We start from the raw sequence: 15,526 nt of genomic DNA, 5'->3' as shown, positions 1-15,526 counted from the left end.
TTTTTACTTGGTTCGTTTATTGAAGAACCGATATTAACAAGCCTACGATTGTCCGTTCTCTAGTTTTCGCATTTATCGTGAAACGCTTTCGCGTTTTTCGTGCGCCGCTTCACGGGCCAAGGATTCGGTTTCGTAATGTTTTGAATTCGAGCTCGTCAAAAAGCTCAATGATTTTGTCTGCATTAGCGGCACAAACAGTCAGATCTTCCGGATCAAACGGAACCGGGACTTTAATGTCGATCGTCGCAAGCTGCTTGCTTAGCACAGCCTTATCAATGTTTTCCCTGATCTTTTCGCCCAACTTGCCTTTGATCTCATCGGCATGGGTGATCAGGTTCTCAATCGTGTCATATTCAGCGATCAGTTTTTGGGCCGTTTTCTCGCCAACGCCTGGCACGCCCGGAATGTTATCAACGGCGTCGCCCATTAACCCGAGAATGTCAATGACCTGGTCAATGCGCTGAATTTGCCAGCGGTCCAGAATCTCCTGCACGCCCAGCACTTCCGCGCCTTTGCCCATGAATGCAGGCTGCTGTATCTTCCGGCATGACCTGACGAGCTGGCCATAGTCTTATCAGGTGTCATCATAAAAACCTCAAAACCCGCCGCCGAAGCTTCCTTCGCAATGGTCCCGATAATGTCATCTGCTTCGTAACCGTCCAGAACCAAAATGGGAATGCACATCGCATCCAGCAGCTTTTTTACCAGCGGAATTGCCACGGTAATATCTTCCGGCTGCACCTCATGCTGCGCCTTGTAAGCCTCATATTGAATGTGCCGGAAAGTGGGTGCCGATGTGTCAAATGCAACGCCGATGTGTGTGGGTTTTTCCTTTTGCAAAACTTCAAGCAGTGTATTGGTGAAACCAAAAACAGCACTTGTGTTCAATCCTTTTGACGTAATGCGCGGCGCTTTGATAAATGCAAAATGTGCACGATATATCAACGCCATCGCGTCAAGAAGGAAAAGTTTGTGAACGGGTTTATCCATGAGGTCTGTTATTTTACGAAAGTCAAATATAATGTAAGTGCGCTGATGAAATGGTTTGCAGCCGCTTTTTTGTAGATTTAAGGCAGTTAATGTGTAGAAAGTTCTAAAAGTTTAATTCTTATCGTATTTATAATAAGTTTTAAAAGATATTTAAGTTAAATACTTTTTAAAAATATAAAATGCAATAAAAGAATTGTTCATTTAAAACATTTGCAATGTATTTCCCTAATCTTCAAAAGCTCCCTTATGCGAATCATTTTACCATTTTTAGCTGTTATTATTTTTTCCTGTAACCAAAATAAAGAAAAAATAAAACCAAGCATATCAATGGCCGGAAGCAACGCCTCCCGTAGCAGAAAAGAAAAAAGCCCATGAAACTGGCATGCATGGCGACAAACGCAATGACGAGTATTACTGGATGGCTGATTTTTTCAGCAAAGGACCAGACAGCAACAAAGTCGTCGATTATCTGAAAGCAGAGAATGCTTACACAGATAAAATGATGGAAGGCACCAAGAAATTTCAGGAAGATCTTTTCACTGAAATGAAAAGCCGCATCAAAGAGAAAGACGAATCGGTGCCTGTGTTTAGTAATGGTTACTGGTATTATACAAGAAGTGAGGAAGGCCAGCAGTATTTTAAATATTGCCGGAAAAAGGGAACGTTGGAAGCGGCGGAAGAAATGCTGCTGGACGTCGACAAAATGGCGGAAGGGCATCCTTACTATTCTGCGGTTGGCTTCAACATAAGTCCCGATAACAGGCTGCTTGCTTATGGCGTCGATACGGTTTCGAGACGTCAATACACCATTTACATTAAAAATCTGGAAACGGGTGAATTGCTCAAAGATGAGATTTTCCCAGCCAGCGGCGGTTCGGAATGGGGCAATGATAACAAGACGCTTTTCTACACAGCGACGAATCCCAAGACATTGCTGAGCGAAAAAATCAAGCGCCACACGCTGGGCGCGGACAGCAAAAAGGATGTTGTGGTTTATGCTGAAAAAGACAAAAGCAATTATATCGGCGTCGGCAAAACGAAGTCTGAGAAATACATTATCATCGCTTCTTCGGCCACAATGTCGTCGGAATACAGGATCCTGGATGCGGACAAGCCGGAGGGTGAATTTGAAATTTTCCAGCCGCGGATCAAGGATGTGCTTTACGACATTGAACACCATGATGACAAGTTTTTGATCGTTACCAACAAGGATGCGCTCAACTTCAAACTCATGGAAACGCCTTTGAACAAAACGGGCGTGGAGCATTGGAAAGAGGTAATCCCAAACCGGAAAGATGTGCTCCTGGAAGGAATCGATGTATTTAAGGATTATCTGGTTGTAACCGAACGCAAAAATGGATTGCTGCAACTCCGGATCCGGAATGTGAAGAACAATGCTGAACATTATGTGGACTTTGGCGAGCCTGCTTATGCAGCTTATGCAAGCTCTAATCCGGAGTTTAACACAACCAACCTGCGTTACGTTTACACGTCGCTTACAACGCCTAATTCCGTGTATGATTACAACATGGAAACAAAGAAGAAGGAGCTGAAAAAGCGCCAGGAAGTTGTTGGTGGCTACAATCCCGAAGAATATGTGACGGAACGGCTTTACTCGGAGTCCCGCGACGGCGTAAAAGTGCCGATTTCTGTTGTTTACAAAAAAGGAACTGAGAAAAGTAAAAACGCCGCTACTTATATGCCTACGGATCCTATGGAAACAGTATGGACGCCGCTTTCAGCAGCACAAGGCTGAGCTTGCTGGACCGAGGCTTCATATATGCGATTGCGCACGTGCGCGGCGGACAGGAAATGGGGCGGCAATGGTATGAAGACGGAAAATTGTTCAAGAAGAAGAACACATTCTATGATTTCATCGATTGCGCCGAATATCTGATCAAACAAAATACACTCATCACGCATTGGGCATAAGCAGCTTTTGGTGGTGTGTGTGGTAACATTTTGCACTGGTGTGTGGAACGTTCTGCAGTTTGGTGACAGCAATCCTTGAATGAAAACCTAAGACTAACAACCAACAAATTGACAGAATTGTAAATGAACAACAAGAATATCACCTTTTAATAAAACTTCATATGCAATGTGGAGAAAAAAGCTTATCCCAACATCCTAGGTCACAACCAGTCCAGCACAGTTCAATCTCAAGTTGGGAGCATGCACTCCTCAGCCTAATTCAACAAGTCGCGTTAAACCGATGGAAATTTGTTGTGCTGAAGCAATTGAAAACCGGCCACGGCGGTGCTTGAGGCAGTTGGAATATCTGAAAGAAGTGGCGCTGCAGGTTTCCCTTGTTTGCCTTAGAAGGGCGTTAGTAGTAGGAGCGACGTCTTAAAAATTTGCCTGAACAGAATCTTTCATTACGGCAAATTTTATGCGAACATTACAAAGTTCGCTAAATACGCCTTCAATGTAGATAATGTCATCAATGTGCTCGATTCCAACTGATATGCGGAACTGGTGGGTGTACACGGCAGAACCTGCTCCTCGATCTGACGTTTAGCTCAGGAGATCGTCGTGAACCAGGGTGAATGATGAGCGTTTGCATCGCCTACGAATTGGGCCAGGTTGCTGATCAGTTTCGGTTATAAACGAATTGCTCGGCTGTTTCCAGTCCTTTTTTAAGCTGAATGAAAGAGGCGCGCCCGGCCGAACCGCGTGTCTCAGATTGTGTCAAGCACGTAATATATGTTTATTTTGATCCAATGTAATTTACACTTTCCACTTGCGGCTGATTTTAAAGCCATTAAGACTTGATGCATTTCTGCAATTCTTTCCACGCGTGATGTCAGCGTTGAGTCCTTGCAGAATGGAGTCCGTTGAATGGCGATGGGGAAGGACCCATCAGCAGCCTTGTTACGGGGCGCGGATGATGAACTGAATGTTGCCAAATGGCCCGCCAACGCCGAAAACGTCGTCAACCAGGCCGTGAAATCACTGGAGAAGTAGGTCGTACTGATTGCCTTGCCCCCGAGTTGTAAGTTCCTGCGTCTACGATCACGCCGCCGATGGAAGTGCCATGTCCGCCAATCCATTTTGTAGCCGATTGCACAACCACGTGCGCACCGTATTTGATGGGCTGAAAAATAGCGCCCGCAGCGCCAAATGTATTGTCCACGATCAGCGGAAGGTCATATTTGTTGGCCAGCGCAGCAAATGCTTCAAAATCCGGAACGCTGTAACTTGGGTTTCCGATCGTTTCCAGGTAAATGAATTTCGTTCTGTCGTCGATCAGCTTCTCAAAACTGCTTACATCGTCGCCATCCGCGAAGCGCGCTTCAACGCCGATATTTTTAAATGAATTCTTGAATTGGTTGAACGATCCCCCATAGGAAAGAGGTGGTCACGAAGTTATCGCCAACTGTCGTAATATTATTAATAGCGATAAACTGCGCCGATAAGCGCCGGATGCAGTCGCCAAAGCCGCCACACCGCCTTCCAAAGCCGCAATCCTTTTTTCGAAAACATCATTCGTAGGATTCATGATCCGTGAATAAATGTTCCCGAACTCCTTCAATGCGAAGAGGTTAAGCAGCATGTTCTCATTGTTGAATACGTAAGATGTTGTCTGGTAAAGCGGAACAGCGCGAGAATTCGTAACGGGATCAGGCTGCTGGCCGGCGTGGAGTTGTAAGGTTTCAAATTTGATTTTTTTGTACAATTAAGTGGATAATTTCAAATGTATTAAATAAAAATATTTAGTAGATGGAAATTATAGTCTTTTATTACAGACATAATTATTATCATTTTACCAATATATTGACCCTCAGGACAATTTCGCAGCGATATCCACAAGCAAGCGTCTGACGATATCTTTAAGCGATTCGGGCTCTAAAATGCAGGAACTCGCGGCAAGCATCAGATACCAATGCGCAAATGATTCCAGGGAAGGTGTCAGGAAGCTCATTTCAACTTCATTTTCCAGCACCGTTTCAGAAACAAAGCCATAGTAATACTTCTGACTATCAAGATATTGTGCCTGCTTTCTGTTTATTTTAATGCGTACAAGCCGCAGGTTTTTGGTATCCCAGCTTTGTGACAAAAAGTCTTTCAGCGGCGCGTGCTTATGTTGAAACGGCTGTTCGGTAAGCTCGATTTTGTGAATGCGGTCGGACCGGAAGTTGCGGTAACTGTTGCGCAGATGGCAGTATGCGATAATATACCAATAGTTGTTTTCGTGGTAAATGCCCACCGGCTCAATGGCGCGGTTAGTCGGATCATTTACGCTGATCGCATTGTAATTAATGTGTGAAACTTTGCGCTCCGTAATGCTTTTGAGCAAAGTATCCAGCGTATTGCTGTTATCCGTGTAGAAAGGCTTTGCGCTCTGACGAACCTCAATGTGGTTTTCCAGGCTCTCAACCATTGATTTTTCACTGCTTCTCAGCACCGACTTGATCTTGAACATGGCGGATTGATACTGTGATTCAGTTGAAAGATCCATGAATTTCTCCATCAGCTTTTCGGCTGTAATGAATGTGCGCGCTTCTTCCTTGGTAAACATGACGGGAGGCAGGCGATAGCCATCCATAATAGAATAACCGACGCCTGCCTCCCAATAATCGGCACGCCGGCTTCCGCCAACGAGCTGATATCTCTGTATACGGTCCGAAGACTGATTTCAAATCGCTCTGCGAGATCCTGAGCCTTCACGATCTTGCGTGATTGCAGCTGAATTAATATGGCAGTAATGCGATCAAAACGGTTCATTTGTGACGGGCTGGCAGATTTGTCACAAAAATAGCCTTATTGAACCGTTTCTCTCAAATTAAATGCCTCAGAAATTAGCTCAAATGATTTAATGCGGTTTTCATGGCTGTCGGACATTGTGGAAACGATAATTTCATCCACGTCGAAATCGTTTGCCAGCTTGGTCAACTGCTCTTTAACGGCCTCTTTGGTCCCTGAAATAATGCGGCCGCTGTTATAACGGATCCGTTCAGCTCGCCAGCTGTAAAGTTGCCTAATTCTTCACAGTTGCCGCGTCCGGGAAGGGACCAAATTTTCCCTTTTCAAATTCGACCAGAATGTAGTCCATCATTCTGCGCATAGCCAGCGCCTGCTCTTCCGTTTCCCCGCAAAGGACAAAAACCGAAAGGATGGCGTGCGGCTTAGCGAGCTGATCGGATGGGCGGAATTTTTTGCGATAGTTTTCTACAACATCTGGTTTCACAAAGCCATTGATAAATTTGGCAACGGCCAATCCCATTCCAAATCGCGCCGCAATGTCGCTGCTGCCCGCTGGAACTCAAAATCCATTGCTCAGGAATAGTTTGGTGACTGCGGCGATGCATAAATAAAATCCGCGCTCAGTGCCGGCAGTGTCCCGGGAAAAATGCTGCAAATGGGTCTAATTTGACGTAAATAACTGCTTTCGCTGAAATCGTTTGAAGGATTCAAAATGGACGAAGTGATGCGGTCGGTTCCCGGTGCGCGTCCCATTCCAAGGTCAATGCGGCCTGGAAAGAGTGTTTCGACAGCATCCGGAAATTTTCAGCGACCTTCAATGCGCTGTGATTTGGGAGCATAATGCCACCCGATCCGATGCGAATGTGGTTGGTTGCATCAGCCACTTTCACCATCAGCACTTCTGGTGTCGATCCCGCAATAAATGTAGAATTATGATGTTCTGAAACCCAGAACCGGCTATATCCGAGCTCTTCTGCAATTTGGGCTGTTGCAACGGTTTCATTGATGGCGTCCCGTACGGTTGCGCCTTGTCTTACGACAAGTGGTCTAGTATTCCTAATTTTATATTGCCCATGCTCTTGTTGAGTATTTAAAGAACAACAACAGCAACGGGTTTTGTATTCCTTTTGGCAGATAAAAAATGCACTTCCCTGAGGGATAGCGGCATTTTTAAGGACTGCAGCTATCACGAAATTCCCAACATAATTGGAAGCTATAACACGCGCTCCCAGTAAGTTGTCCTGCCGAGCAAGGGCACTCCAACATAGCTGCGGATTTCCATTTTTTCCGTTGCGCAGTTTGATCAGACAGCTGTAAGTTTTCCGCTTTTTGGGGTCATACATTTTCCCATCGTCCCAGATTCCCTCGCTATATATGAAGTCTTGCAGGAGGTCAACGTTTAAAAGGCTTCTGGTCCTCAGTTTCTCGTTCGTGTTGTTGGCATCTTTCCTGGCTGTAGTGCCGTCCGCTTCCATCAAGTCGACAGACCAAATGCGCTTGCCTGCGTACTGATTTCCTGTCTTATAAATCTCAATTCGCGTATCCTTTTCTTCATTAATCCACTCGCCTAAGATCTTGTCCGCAGGTTCAGTTTGCGCGAAACACCTGATAAATAGAAATGCAAAAAGTATTGTAAAAGTAATTTTGTTCATCCCGAATGTCCTGCTAGGCGAGGTATGTTTTTATAATTGGTGTCTTAAAAATATTCTAATTGGAAATTTGGTCGTAAATTCAGCTGCAAATCTGCCTAAATTGAATAAAGTGCCATTAGTGGCCTGAAATGCATTAATCTATATTTGTAATTTATTCTGACATTGATAGATAACAGATCTAACGATGTTAAATTCGAATAACATAATTACGGTCTGGAATAAATACTAATTTTTTTCAGACCGGGCTCACAATATACAACGTTTGCGGCAGAACCGGAAACTGAATTATTCCAAGAGGGCAAGGCATCGCATAAATCCCATGCCTTATGCTGCATTTCAGAAATTTTTGCTCGAATTAATTCTATAATAGATTCCTTTTGTAATTTTAATCTTATAACTACCATCTTCTATAATACGTGCTAGCAAACTTGCCTCTACCGATTCCCGAAAATGAAATGGAAAGGCTACTGAGCCTTTCTGAATTTGACATCGATTATTCTGACCACCAGGAAACATTTAAAGACCTTGCCAAGCTTGCAGCAAAAGTCACGGGCACGTCCATTTCGTTGGTAAATCTGATCGATTCGCTTACCCAATGGACCATTTCCAACTACGGTCTGGACCTGGATCAAATGCTGCGTGAAGATTCTGTTTGTCAATACACGATTATGGAATCTGAGTCTTTCGAAGTGGACGATCTGACACATGATGACCGGTTTAAAGACAAATTTTACGTTACGGGCGATCCGAATGTGCGTTATTATTACGGCGTTCCACTGAAAACGAGCACCGGGCTGCACATTGGTGCATTATGCGTGTTGGACAAGGAACGTAAAGTGCTGGATCCGGAGAAAATCGAATTGATCAAAATCATTGCGGATGAGATCGTCGGCCGTTTGAAAACCTATAAAGTGCTGGAAACGCTGCGTTCGAAGTTGAATGAATCAAAACAAACGCAGAAGAAAGTTGCGCATGATATTCGCGGGCCATTGGGCGGCATAGTGGGTCTTGCCCAGATCATCCGGGACCAGGGCGAAAGCAATCAGATGGATGAAGTGCTTGAATTTGCCAATTTGATTCACAAAAGTGGCAATTCCATCCTTGATCTGGCCGAGGAAATACTAGAAGCGCATAAAGAAAAGAAGGCTGCGCAACAGCCGAATGCCACACAGGATGCAAACCGCTTTGATCTGATCATGTTCAAAGATAAGCTGGTGAAATTATATGGTCCGCAGGCGGTGCATAAGAATGTGATCTTCTCGGTTAACACGAGCGTTTTGACAGAAAATATCCCTGTTTCGAAGAACAAATTGCTTCAAATTACCGGGAATCTCATTTCTAATGCCATCAAATTCACACCGCCAGGCGGTTCGGTAACCGTTGACCTGCAACTGATCATTAATCTGGACGTGCATACGTTGCAAATCGCAGTTTCTGATACGGGAGTGGGCATGCCTGCTGAGAGTATTAAAGCCATTCTTTCGGGAACTGCATCTTCCACAGGCGGCACGATGGGTGAGCAGGGTTTTGGATTTGGACTGGCGCTGGTGAAGCATCTGGTCGATAGCCTGGAAGGCGCCATGTCCATTAAATCCGGGATTGGCAAAGGCACGCGCTTTGAAGTGAACCTGCCGCAGCACATTTATTAATCTGCTGGCCGCGACATGCGTTCCTCTAACTGTTGAAGCACCATTGGCCACGCCGTCCTGTACGCTTATTCCTCGCATCTTCACTCGCGAATCCAGCGTGTGTCAATGTCAGAAATGTTCCGGAGTCGTGGCCAGCAAGTTCCACATTTACAACCGTCTCCGCGCCTTGGGTTCCGTCTTCACCGGTGATCCAGGTCAGTTCAATGCGCTCGTTTTCTACAAGCGAAAGGAAGCGACCATAATGCGGATGCCGGATTCCCTGGAATGATGTTTCAAAGTAAAAAGGCGTGTTAGGCTCGGGTTTTCCGAGGAATGAGCCCGGAGAAGCGAACCAAAGATCGATTTGACTCGTCCAGGCTTTATAAACCTTACTAACCGTAAGTGCCAGCATGCGCTCGACTTTAAGTCCAAGCGGGCGCGAAGTAAGTTCTGGCGGACATATAATTGTGATTGCAGTTTCCATAGTTGTTGACTTTAAGGGTTAAAAACTAGTTTTAAATGCTTTTTGAAAATTTCGCTTCCAATTTAGACATGACCCGGGTCGCCGTCGTTCCGTGAACTGCAACGGAAAGCAGCACGATAAACGAAACGGTTGACCACAATTCGTCGCTCATTAAAAAGGTTTCTTTCTGTAAGGCGAATGCAAGATAGTAAAATGAGCCTACGCCGCGAATGCCGTAAAAACCTACGCCCAGTCTTTCTTTAAAATGCAGTTTTGTGCCAATCAGTGCAATGAGCGAGGAAACAGGCCGGATTACGACGAGAAAAAGATTCCCAGCAATGCATATGGCCACGTCAGCTGATCTAAAATCCCGTGCACAATGCTGCCGCCGAAAATAAGCAGGGACAATGGCAACGAGAATGCGCTCGGTTTGGTCGGAGAAGCTGTGCAGATCTTTATGGAATTCATGGTTAAGCTCGTTGATTTTCGGATCGTTACCGAAGCCACAAATACGGCCACAAAACCGTAACCGCCCAGCAACTCATACCGGATCGCAAAAATGGCCAATGCTGCGGCTACGGCAATAAAACCATCATTAAGGCTGATGGCTTTGCGCTTACTCGGAAAAATTGAAGATCAGATAGGCGATAAGCCGACCTAAAAGAATGCCAAGCGCCACACCTGAGACGATTTTATAGGCCAGGTCGATGGTCAGCCATTCGCCGAGCACTTCACTGAAATTGCCCGTTGCAGAGCCTGCCAGCAAGATCGCGAGCCAGGTGAAAGGAAACGCCATCCCGTCGTTCATCCCGGCTTCTGCGGTGAGTGAGAAGCGCGCTTCGTCCTTAATTTCCTCCATAGGCGGCCCAACTTGGACGTCCGCGGCCAAAACGGGGTCCGTAGAGCGCAAGCACAGCACCGAGCAACAGGGCAGAAGCCAGATCAAACTTCAAAAACCAGTAAGCAATGAAAGCGACGGCTGCGATGCAGAGCGCCGTTGTGACGGTTAATAAGCGAAAAGGAACACTCCAAGACCTGAATGAGAAAGGCCGGTCGATTTTCAACCCCGTTCCCATCAGTGAAATAACGACGACCAATTCGGTTAAATGGATCGTTTCGACATTGAATGTCAGTGGTTTAGGATGCGGTAAGATGTCGAAGATCTGGTAAACGATAATGCCAAGAAGCACATAAACAACCGAGTCAGGAAATGCCTGTGAGTTTTGTAAAAGAAGGCATCCAGGCCGTGCCAAGCGTCGCAATTCCAATTATCGTCAGCGTAACCATGTAACTATCCATAAGGCTTTACGAGTAAAAACCATGCCTTTCGGATCGAAATATTGTTTTGTCCAGCGGACATCGCCATTTTTACCAAATCAAAAAGAGCATTGCATTAAATAAGAACATTTTGAAACTATATAAAGGATTGGTGGCGGCGACCATTGAGGCGTTGCAAAGCATTTTTATTAAAAACCGCCAGGCAGACCGCGTTGTGGAACAGCTCTTGAAATCTAACAAAAAGTGGGGCGCCCGCGACCGTGCGTTCATTGCGGGAAACACTTACGAAATCGTACGCTGGTGGCGATTGATCAAGTTTTCTGCTGGTTTGGAAAGAGTCGATGAAGTCGAAGAGTTTTGGAAAATAGTCGGCGTGTGGCAAGCTCATCAAACCATTGCATTTAAAAGTTGATGGAGACAGCACGCTGCCCGACTGGCCGGAATTCGAAGGCATTAGCGTGGAGGAAGTTTTGGAAAAATATAACGAAGGACTGACAGTCAGGAAAATAGCGCAATCAATCCCCGATCGGATTCGATGAACTCGGCGCTCAGGAAATCGGCGCAAACTGGGATAACGAGATTGCAGCATTGAATGAACAGGCACCATTGGTGATCCGTGTGAACACATTAAAAACCGATGTAGAATCTGTTAAGGCCCTTTTTGGCGAAGATGGAACATCGCAAATCGGAAGGAATGCAAGATGCATTGATCTTGCAAAAACGGCAGAATGTGTTAAATCAAGAAGCATTTAAGCAGGGCTTTTTCGAAGTGCAGGATGTCGGTTCTTCAGTTAATTGCGCCATATCTCGACATTAACCCAGGACAAAGCGTTATTGACGCCTGTGCGGGTGCCGGCGGGAAGACATTGCACATTGCCGCGTTGCTCCGAAATGAAGGCTCTATACTTGCGATGGACATTGAGTATCACAAATTGCAGGAGCTTGAAAAACGTGCAACCCGCAACGGTGTGAAGAATTTGGAGACGATGGTCATTCAATCTGATGAGATCATCGAAAAATTATCCGGGACTGCAGACCGGCTTTTACTAGACGTCCCGTGCTCAGGGCTGGGCGTTTTAAGGCGGAATCCGGACTCGAAATGGAAGCTGAAACCGCAGTTTCTCGATGAAATCCGGAAAGTGCAGTGGCAGATTTTGACCAAATATAGCAGCATGGTGAAGCCCGGCGGCAAGATGGTTTACGCCACATGCAGCATTCTCCCTTCCGAGTCTGAAAATCAGGTGAAGCGGTTCATGAAGGCCAACGGCAAAGAGTGGAAATTCATCTCCGCACATCGCACTTCGCCCGCAAAAGATCAGTCAGACGGCTTTTATATGGCCTTGATGCAGAAGAAATAGCACATTCAAATCAAAGGCATGGTTTTTTCCATTTGGGCTTAAATAAACAGAGCGATTATGGAATTTTTGATGCACGAAGAATATGATACGCTGGTTGCAGAAGCACCCGATAAGCAGCCGCCCGCGACAAGTTACCCGAACCGGGCCAAACAGCCCCGATGAATCCCACTCCGGATGTGCCGGGAACGGACGCACCGGAAGTGAGCACGGGATCTCGCGCAACGCCGGAAGAGCCTGCGCGAGGAAACGGACGAAGGATCAGGTGGGTGCAGTCGAATCTGAAAATCCTTGATCTGAGCTTGTTCAGACAGTTTTATGCATTCCTCCAACAATGGACTAAGTGTCGCAATGTTGGAGGAATTCTTATTTTTTAGCTTTTCCAAGCCACAAAATCGTGTCTGTAATCAGCTTGCTTTGCGCAGGATTGTCAAATGTGAACGACAACTCTTTGTTCGTTTTGTTGTCGTAATCAATGTCGTTGTGGCCCATGTTCATATAAACCATGTTATACTTTTTATTGGTCCAAACCACTGGATAATAGCCGCTATGCCAGATTTCATGCTCCTTAGGGCCTGTTCCAAGCGGAAAACTCGCCGGATCAATTGATAGCAAAATCTGAATGTCGGGGTTGGCTTTCAAGTCTTTTCCCAGCGATACCATTCATTCGGTGAAGCTTTGAATGTTCCTGAAATGCTTTCGGTAACTGGACTGTTGGCATCTTCTGCTTTCAGGATCGCTGATGTTGGGCGCCAGGTGTTGCTTTTATACTGACCGGAGCCTAGAAATACATTGTGATACCAGTCCCAATTCTGGGGATAAGCAGACGGCGTGAGCGCAAACGCCGCGAAATGGAAGCCAAGCCAGCCACCGCCTTTCTCGATGTATTTTTGAAAAGCAGCTCTTTTGTTCGGGCGTCTCAGGACAGCGTATCCAGGAACAGAACAACCTGATAATTGGCTAAAAATGCATCATTCAGGTTATTCCAATTGCTTGTCGAATCATATGTAAAGTTATTTTGCTTCGCCATTTCCGGAAAGCGCTTGTTGGCCTCACCCACAAAGCTGACATGCGCCCGGTCATTTTTTCCCTGTAAAAAACGCAATGACTTTGAATTTTGGCTGCGATTGAGCGAATGTGTTTTGTGCGAACAGGAGCAGGAACAGCATTGCGGCCAGCACGTTTGTGCTTTGATTTCTGAGTATTTGGAGCATGGGTTTAGAAAAGTTAAAGTCATTAAATTTACGAATATCTGCTTTATTTGCGGAAAGATTTTTTGACCAGGCCGTTCACGAATACCCGATTTATAACCATGAATTATCCCCTGATTGCCCAGCAAACCGCTATTTTCTGAAAAGCAGGTTAGAAATACGATACAGCTTTTTGAAGAGGGCGCGACATTGCCATTCATTTCCCGTTACCGAAAAGAGGCGACCGGAGGGCTGGATGAAGTGCAGATCGGGGCGATAAAAGATTCGTGGCAAAAACAGCAGGAAGTGGAAAAGCGGCGGGAGGCGATCCTGAAAAGCATTGACGAACAGGGTAAAATGACGCCGGAGCTGCGCAAGAAGATTGAAAATGTGTTCTCGCTGCTTGAATTGGAAGACGTTTATCTGCCCTACAAACGAAAGCGCAAGGCACGCGTGCGGGCACAGCAATTGAGCGTGGGCTGGAACCGCTTGCACAGCTCATTTTTAACGGTAAAGAGTCTGCTCCTGAGCGTAAAGCGAAAGAATTCATGAATGATCAGGTCGGCTCGGTTGAGGATGCATTGCAGGGCGCCCGGGACATTATCGCAGAGTGGATCAACGAGAATCAGGATCCGCGTTTCGCGAATCCGAAATCTCTTCCAGCGTGGAGCCGTCGTAACTGCCAAAGTGAAGAAGAAAAAAGAGGAGGATGGCGTCAAATATAAGGATTACTTCGACTTTTCAGAACCGCTTTCGCGCATTCCATCGCACCGGTTGCTGGCGATTCGCAGGGGTGAGGAAGAGGGGATTTTGAATGTGACCATTTCGCCAGATGAAGATCAGGCAATTGAAGCCCTGGACCGGTTGTTCCGCAAAGGTCCGCCCGCTGTCCTGACGCAGATGGAACTCGCGATTTCCGATAGTTATAAACGATTGCTCAAACCGTCCATCGAAACAGAATTTGCCAATATTTCCAAGGAAAAAGCAGACATTGCTGCCATTCAGGTGTTTACGGAAAATTTGCGGCAACTGCTCCTTGCTTCGCCACTGGGGCAAAAGAATGTTCTGGCCATTGATCCGGGTTATCGCACAGGCTGCAAGGTCGTTGTGCTGGACAGTCAGGGTAATCTTGTGGCAGATCAGGTCATTTATCCTTTCGACAAACCGGGAGACGCAAATGCGCGGCTCACTGATCTTCATACAAAAATTTAAGATCGAAGCAATTGCCGTTGGCAACGGAACTGCCGGCCGGGAAACGGAAGACTTTGTAAGGAAACTTTTGGCTTCAAATGGCAAGGCAGATGAGGTCGGATTGTTCATGGTTAGTGAGCAAGGCGCTTCCATATATTCCGCATCTGACGTTGCGCGCGAGGAGTTTCCGGACAAGGATGTGACCGTTCGTGGCTCTGTTTCTATCGGGCGGCGATTGATGGATCCGCTGGCCGAGCTCGTTAAAATCGACCCCAAATCTATTGGAGTGGGTCAGTATCAACACGATGTAGACCAAAATTCATTGCGAAATGCTTTGGATACAGTCGTGGAAAGCTGCGTAAATTCCGTAGGCGTAAATCTCAACACGGCTAGCAAGCATCTTTTACGCTACGTTTCGGGCCTGGGAACGGCTCTGGCGCAGAATATCGTGGATTTTCGGGCAAAAAATGGCGACTTCAAATCGAGGCAACAATTATTGAAAGTGCCGAGGCTCGGGTCGAAAGCTTATGAGCAAGCTGCGGGCTTTTTACGCATTGAAAATGGAGCTAATCCATTGGATAACAGTGCTGTACATCCTGAGCGATATGATCTGGTTTCGCAAATGGCAAAAGATGCAGGCGCAACAATTAAGGATTTGATGCAAAAGCCTGATCTGAGAAAGCAGATCAAGCCGGAAAAGTATATCAGTGATTCGGTGGGCTTGCCTACGCTGAAAGACATCTTACTTGAACTGGAAAAACCATCAAGAGATCCGCGGGAAGGCGTGAAGAAATTTGAGTTTGACAGTTCCGTGCGTAAACCGGAAGACTTAAAGGTAGGCATGGTGCTGCCCGGCATTGTGACTAACATTACGGCATTTGGCGCGTTTGTTGATGTGGGTGTGAAGCAGGATGGGCTCGTCCATGTTTCGCAAATGGCGGACAAATTTATCCGCGATCCGAATGAAGTTGTGAAGCTTCAGCAAATTGTCAGCGTAAAGGTCACCGAAGTTGATTTAGCAAGAAAGCGCATTGCACTTAGTATGAAACTATAAACAAGAAGCCAATCCGGTATG

Annotated in this window: 25 protein-coding genes and 2 pseudogenes; 12 read left to right on the top strand and 15 right to left on the bottom strand. The window is 46.1% G+C overall.

Features of this window, described 5'->3' with window-relative positions:
- Positions 1-115: 115 nt before the first annotated feature.
- Positions 116-990: pseudogene (locus tag AC0IYG_RS31085) on the bottom strand (5'-3' exonuclease); the annotation flags it as partial.
- A 382-nt stretch (positions 991-1,372) separates the two neighbouring features.
- Between AC0IYG_RS31085 and AC0IYG_RS31080 the strand changes: the two are divergent.
- Positions 1,373-2,746, top strand: coding sequence for a S9 family peptidase (locus tag AC0IYG_RS31080; RefSeq protein ID WP_471714883.1), 1,374 nt, complete (start codon positions 1,373-1,375; stop codon positions 2,744-2,746).
- Entirely contained in the window at positions 2,716-2,922 is a 207-nt protein-coding gene (locus tag AC0IYG_RS31075) for a prolyl oligopeptidase family serine peptidase (RefSeq protein ID WP_471714882.1), read from the top strand. The genes AC0IYG_RS31080 and AC0IYG_RS31075 overlap by 31 nt, the downstream gene beginning before the upstream one ends.
- A 1,000-nt stretch (positions 2,923-3,922) precedes the next feature.
- Here AC0IYG_RS31075 and AC0IYG_RS31070 read toward each other — a convergent pair.
- The 5 genes and pseudogenes from AC0IYG_RS31070 to AC0IYG_RS31050 form a co-directional block, all read right to left on the bottom strand.
- A pseudogene (locus AC0IYG_RS31070) lies at positions 3,923-4,666 on the bottom strand (aminotransferase class I/II-fold pyridoxal phosphate-dependent enzyme).
- Positions 4,667-4,771: 105 nt separating this feature from the next.
- A complete protein-coding gene (locus AC0IYG_RS31065; protein ID WP_471714881.1) occupies positions 4,772-5,536 on the bottom strand; it encodes a helix-turn-helix transcriptional regulator in 765 nt (254 codons plus the stop codon).
- The gene (locus AC0IYG_RS31060; RefSeq protein WP_471714880.1) at positions 5,461-5,715 is read right to left on the bottom strand and encodes a helix-turn-helix transcriptional regulator; all 255 of its coding nucleotides are present in this window, start codon (positions 5,713-5,715) and stop codon (positions 5,461-5,463) included. Before AC0IYG_RS31060 ends, AC0IYG_RS31065 begins: the two co-directional genes overlap by 76 nt.
- A 253-nt stretch (positions 5,716-5,968) precedes the next feature.
- Positions 5,969-6,214 carry a hypothetical protein gene (locus tag AC0IYG_RS31055; RefSeq protein WP_471714879.1) on the bottom strand — a complete coding sequence of 82 codons (246 nt, stop codon included), beginning with the start codon at positions 6,212-6,214 and terminating at the stop codon, positions 5,969-5,971.
- A gap of 187 nt (positions 6,215-6,401) precedes the next feature.
- The gene (locus AC0IYG_RS31050) at positions 6,402-7,346 is read right to left on the bottom strand and encodes a DUF2147 domain-containing protein (protein ID WP_471714878.1); all 945 of its coding nucleotides are present in this window, start codon (positions 7,344-7,346) and stop codon (positions 6,402-6,404) included.
- Positions 7,347-7,801: 455 nt separating this feature from the next.
- Between AC0IYG_RS31050 and AC0IYG_RS31045 the strand changes: the two genes are divergently transcribed.
- Positions 7,802-8,995: a GAF domain-containing sensor histidine kinase gene (locus AC0IYG_RS31045; RefSeq protein WP_471714877.1), complete on the top strand. Its 1,194-nt coding sequence runs from the start codon at positions 7,802-7,804 to the stop codon at positions 8,993-8,995.
- A 25-nt stretch (positions 8,996-9,020) separates the two neighbouring features.
- On the opposite strand, the gene AC0IYG_RS31040 is transcribed toward AC0IYG_RS31045, so the two are convergent.
- The 5 genes from AC0IYG_RS31040 to AC0IYG_RS31020 are packed head-to-tail and all read right to left on the bottom strand — an operon-like array spanning position 9,021 to position 10,627.
- Entirely contained in the window at positions 9,021-9,458 is a 438-nt protein-coding gene (locus AC0IYG_RS31040) for an SRPBCC family protein (RefSeq protein ID WP_471714876.1), read from the bottom strand.
- 31 nt (positions 9,459-9,489) lie between these two features.
- Complete coding sequence (locus AC0IYG_RS31035) at positions 9,490-9,789, bottom strand: cation:proton antiporter domain-containing protein (RefSeq protein WP_471714874.1); 300 nt, start codon at positions 9,787-9,789, stop codon at positions 9,490-9,492.
- Complete coding sequence (locus tag AC0IYG_RS31030) at positions 9,750-10,004, bottom strand: hypothetical protein (protein ID WP_471714873.1); 255 nt, start codon at positions 10,002-10,004, stop codon at positions 9,750-9,752. Before AC0IYG_RS31030 ends, AC0IYG_RS31035 begins: the two co-directional genes overlap by 40 nt.
- A gap of 49 nt (positions 10,005-10,053) precedes the next feature.
- Complete coding sequence (locus AC0IYG_RS31025) at positions 10,054-10,326, bottom strand: hypothetical protein (protein ID WP_471714872.1); 273 nt, start codon at positions 10,324-10,326, stop codon at positions 10,054-10,056.
- Positions 10,283-10,627 (bottom strand): hypothetical protein, encoded by a 345-nt coding sequence (locus AC0IYG_RS31020; RefSeq protein ID WP_471714871.1) that lies wholly within the window; start codon positions 10,625-10,627, stop codon positions 10,283-10,285. The genes AC0IYG_RS31025 and AC0IYG_RS31020 overlap by 44 nt, the downstream gene beginning before the upstream one ends.
- 218 nt (positions 10,628-10,845) lie before the next feature.
- Here AC0IYG_RS31020 and AC0IYG_RS31015 point away from each other — a divergent pair, with 218 nt between their 5' ends.
- The 5 genes from AC0IYG_RS31015 (at position 10,846) to AC0IYG_RS30995 (ending at position 12,447) form a co-directional block, all read left to right on the top strand.
- Positions 10,846-11,127, top strand: a complete 282-nt coding sequence (locus AC0IYG_RS31015; protein ID WP_471714870.1) for a hypothetical protein — start codon at positions 10,846-10,848, stop codon at positions 11,125-11,127.
- The gene (locus AC0IYG_RS31010) at positions 11,111-11,254 is read left to right on the top strand and encodes a hypothetical protein (RefSeq protein WP_471714869.1); all 144 of its coding nucleotides are present in this window, start codon (positions 11,111-11,113) and stop codon (positions 11,252-11,254) included. The genes AC0IYG_RS31015 and AC0IYG_RS31010 overlap by 17 nt, the downstream gene beginning before the upstream one ends.
- Before the next feature lie 49 nt (positions 11,255-11,303).
- The gene (locus AC0IYG_RS31005) at positions 11,304-11,468 is read left to right on the top strand and encodes a hypothetical protein (protein WP_471714868.1); all 165 of its coding nucleotides are present in this window, start codon (positions 11,304-11,306) and stop codon (positions 11,466-11,468) included.
- A 23-nt stretch (positions 11,469-11,491) separates the two neighbouring features.
- Positions 11,492-12,073: an RsmB/NOP family class I SAM-dependent RNA methyltransferase gene (locus AC0IYG_RS31000; protein WP_471714867.1), complete on the top strand. Its 582-nt coding sequence runs from the start codon at positions 11,492-11,494 to the stop codon at positions 12,071-12,073.
- Positions 12,074-12,231: 158 nt separating this feature from the next.
- Entirely contained in the window at positions 12,232-12,447 is a 216-nt protein-coding gene (locus AC0IYG_RS30995; protein WP_471714866.1) for a hypothetical protein, read from the top strand.
- Here the strand turns inward: AC0IYG_RS30995 and AC0IYG_RS30990 are convergent.
- From AC0IYG_RS30990 to AC0IYG_RS30975, 4 genes are read right to left on the bottom strand one after another with little or no spacing between them, the layout of a single operon-like run.
- Positions 12,437-12,733, bottom strand: a complete 297-nt coding sequence (locus AC0IYG_RS30990; protein WP_471714865.1) for a hypothetical protein — start codon at positions 12,731-12,733, stop codon at positions 12,437-12,439. The two genes, AC0IYG_RS30995 and AC0IYG_RS30990, sit on opposite strands and share 11 nt — an antisense overlap.
- Complete coding sequence (locus AC0IYG_RS30985) at positions 12,709-12,954, bottom strand: ThuA domain-containing protein (protein WP_471714888.1); 246 nt, start codon at positions 12,952-12,954, stop codon at positions 12,709-12,711. The genes AC0IYG_RS30990 and AC0IYG_RS30985 overlap by 25 nt, the downstream gene beginning before the upstream one ends.
- A gap of 35 nt (positions 12,955-12,989) precedes the next feature.
- Positions 12,990-13,175: a hypothetical protein gene (locus AC0IYG_RS30980; protein WP_471714864.1), complete on the bottom strand. Its 186-nt coding sequence runs from the start codon at positions 13,173-13,175 to the stop codon at positions 12,990-12,992.
- Positions 13,150-13,284, bottom strand: coding sequence for a hypothetical protein (locus AC0IYG_RS30975; RefSeq protein ID WP_471714863.1), 135 nt, complete (start codon positions 13,282-13,284; stop codon positions 13,150-13,152). The genes AC0IYG_RS30980 and AC0IYG_RS30975 overlap by 26 nt, the downstream gene beginning before the upstream one ends.
- A 114-nt stretch (positions 13,285-13,398) precedes the next feature.
- Here AC0IYG_RS30975 and AC0IYG_RS30970 point away from each other — a divergent pair, with 114 nt between their 5' ends.
- The 4 genes from AC0IYG_RS30970 to AC0IYG_RS30955 are packed head-to-tail and all read left to right on the top strand — an operon-like array spanning position 13,399 to position 15,505.
- On the top strand, positions 13,399-13,812 hold the full coding sequence (locus tag AC0IYG_RS30970; RefSeq protein ID WP_471714862.1) for a Tex-like N-terminal domain-containing protein: 414 nt from the start codon (positions 13,399-13,401) through the stop codon (positions 13,810-13,812).
- Positions 13,809-13,985, top strand: a complete 177-nt coding sequence (locus tag AC0IYG_RS30965; RefSeq protein ID WP_471714860.1) for a hypothetical protein — start codon at positions 13,809-13,811, stop codon at positions 13,983-13,985. Before AC0IYG_RS30970 ends, AC0IYG_RS30965 begins: the two co-directional genes overlap by 4 nt.
- Complete coding sequence (locus tag AC0IYG_RS30960) at positions 13,948-14,472, top strand: hypothetical protein (RefSeq protein ID WP_471714859.1); 525 nt, start codon at positions 13,948-13,950, stop codon at positions 14,470-14,472. The genes AC0IYG_RS30965 and AC0IYG_RS30960 overlap by 38 nt, the downstream gene beginning before the upstream one ends.
- Positions 14,438-15,505, top strand: a complete 1,068-nt coding sequence (locus tag AC0IYG_RS30955) for a helix-hairpin-helix domain-containing protein (RefSeq protein WP_471714858.1) — start codon at positions 14,438-14,440, stop codon at positions 15,503-15,505. Before AC0IYG_RS30960 ends, AC0IYG_RS30955 begins: the two co-directional genes overlap by 35 nt.
- Positions 15,506-15,526: the final 21 nt, after the last annotated feature.

The organism is Dyadobacter sp. AC419 (assembly GCF_979253085.1).
This window is presented reverse-complemented; position numbering and strand designations above follow the sequence as displayed.

What these genes read in the sequence shown, in the direction of transcription:
- AC0IYG_RS31080 (WP_471714883.1), top strand. Translation starts at nt 1,373, where the DNA reads ATGCATGGCGACAAACGCAATGACGAGTATTACTGGATGGCTGATTTT.
- AC0IYG_RS31075 (WP_471714882.1), top strand. Translation starts at nt 2,716, where the DNA reads ATGGACGCCGCTTTCAGCAGCACAAGGCTGAGCTTGCTGGACCGAGGC.
- AC0IYG_RS31065 (WP_471714881.1), bottom strand. Translation starts at nt 5,536, where the DNA reads ATGGATGGCTATCGCCTGCCTCCCGTCATGTTTACCAAGGAAGAAGCG.
- AC0IYG_RS31060 (WP_471714880.1), bottom strand. Translation starts at nt 5,715, where the DNA reads ATGAACCGTTTTGATCGCATTACTGCCATATTAATTCAGCTGCAATCA.
- AC0IYG_RS31055 (WP_471714879.1), bottom strand. Translation starts at nt 6,214, where the DNA reads ATGGGATTGGCCGTTGCCAAATTTATCAATGGCTTTGTGAAACCAGAT.
- AC0IYG_RS31050 (WP_471714878.1), bottom strand. Translation starts at nt 7,346, where the DNA reads ATGAACAAAATTACTTTTACAATACTTTTTGCATTTCTATTTATCAGG.
- AC0IYG_RS31045 (WP_471714877.1), top strand. Translation starts at nt 7,802, where the DNA reads ATGGAAAGGCTACTGAGCCTTTCTGAATTTGACATCGATTATTCTGAC.
- AC0IYG_RS31040 (WP_471714876.1), bottom strand. Translation starts at nt 9,458, where the DNA reads ATGGAAACTGCAATCACAATTATATGTCCGCCAGAACTTACTTCGCGC.
- AC0IYG_RS31000 (WP_471714867.1), top strand. Translation starts at nt 11,492, where the DNA reads ATGTCGGTTCTTCAGTTAATTGCGCCATATCTCGACATTAACCCAGGA.
- AC0IYG_RS30995 (WP_471714866.1), top strand. Translation starts at nt 12,232, where the DNA reads ATGAATCCCACTCCGGATGTGCCGGGAACGGACGCACCGGAAGTGAGC.
- AC0IYG_RS30990 (WP_471714865.1), bottom strand. Translation starts at nt 12,733, where the DNA reads ATGGTATCGCTGGGAAAAGACTTGAAAGCCAACCCCGACATTCAGATT.
- AC0IYG_RS30975 (WP_471714863.1), bottom strand. Translation starts at nt 13,284, where the DNA reads ATGCTCCAAATACTCAGAAATCAAAGCACAAACGTGCTGGCCGCAATG.
- AC0IYG_RS30965 (WP_471714860.1), top strand. Translation starts at nt 13,809, where the DNA reads ATGAATGATCAGGTCGGCTCGGTTGAGGATGCATTGCAGGGCGCCCGG.
- AC0IYG_RS30955 (WP_471714858.1), top strand. Translation starts at nt 14,438, where the DNA reads ATGCGCGGCTCACTGATCTTCATACAAAAATTTAAGATCGAAGCAATT.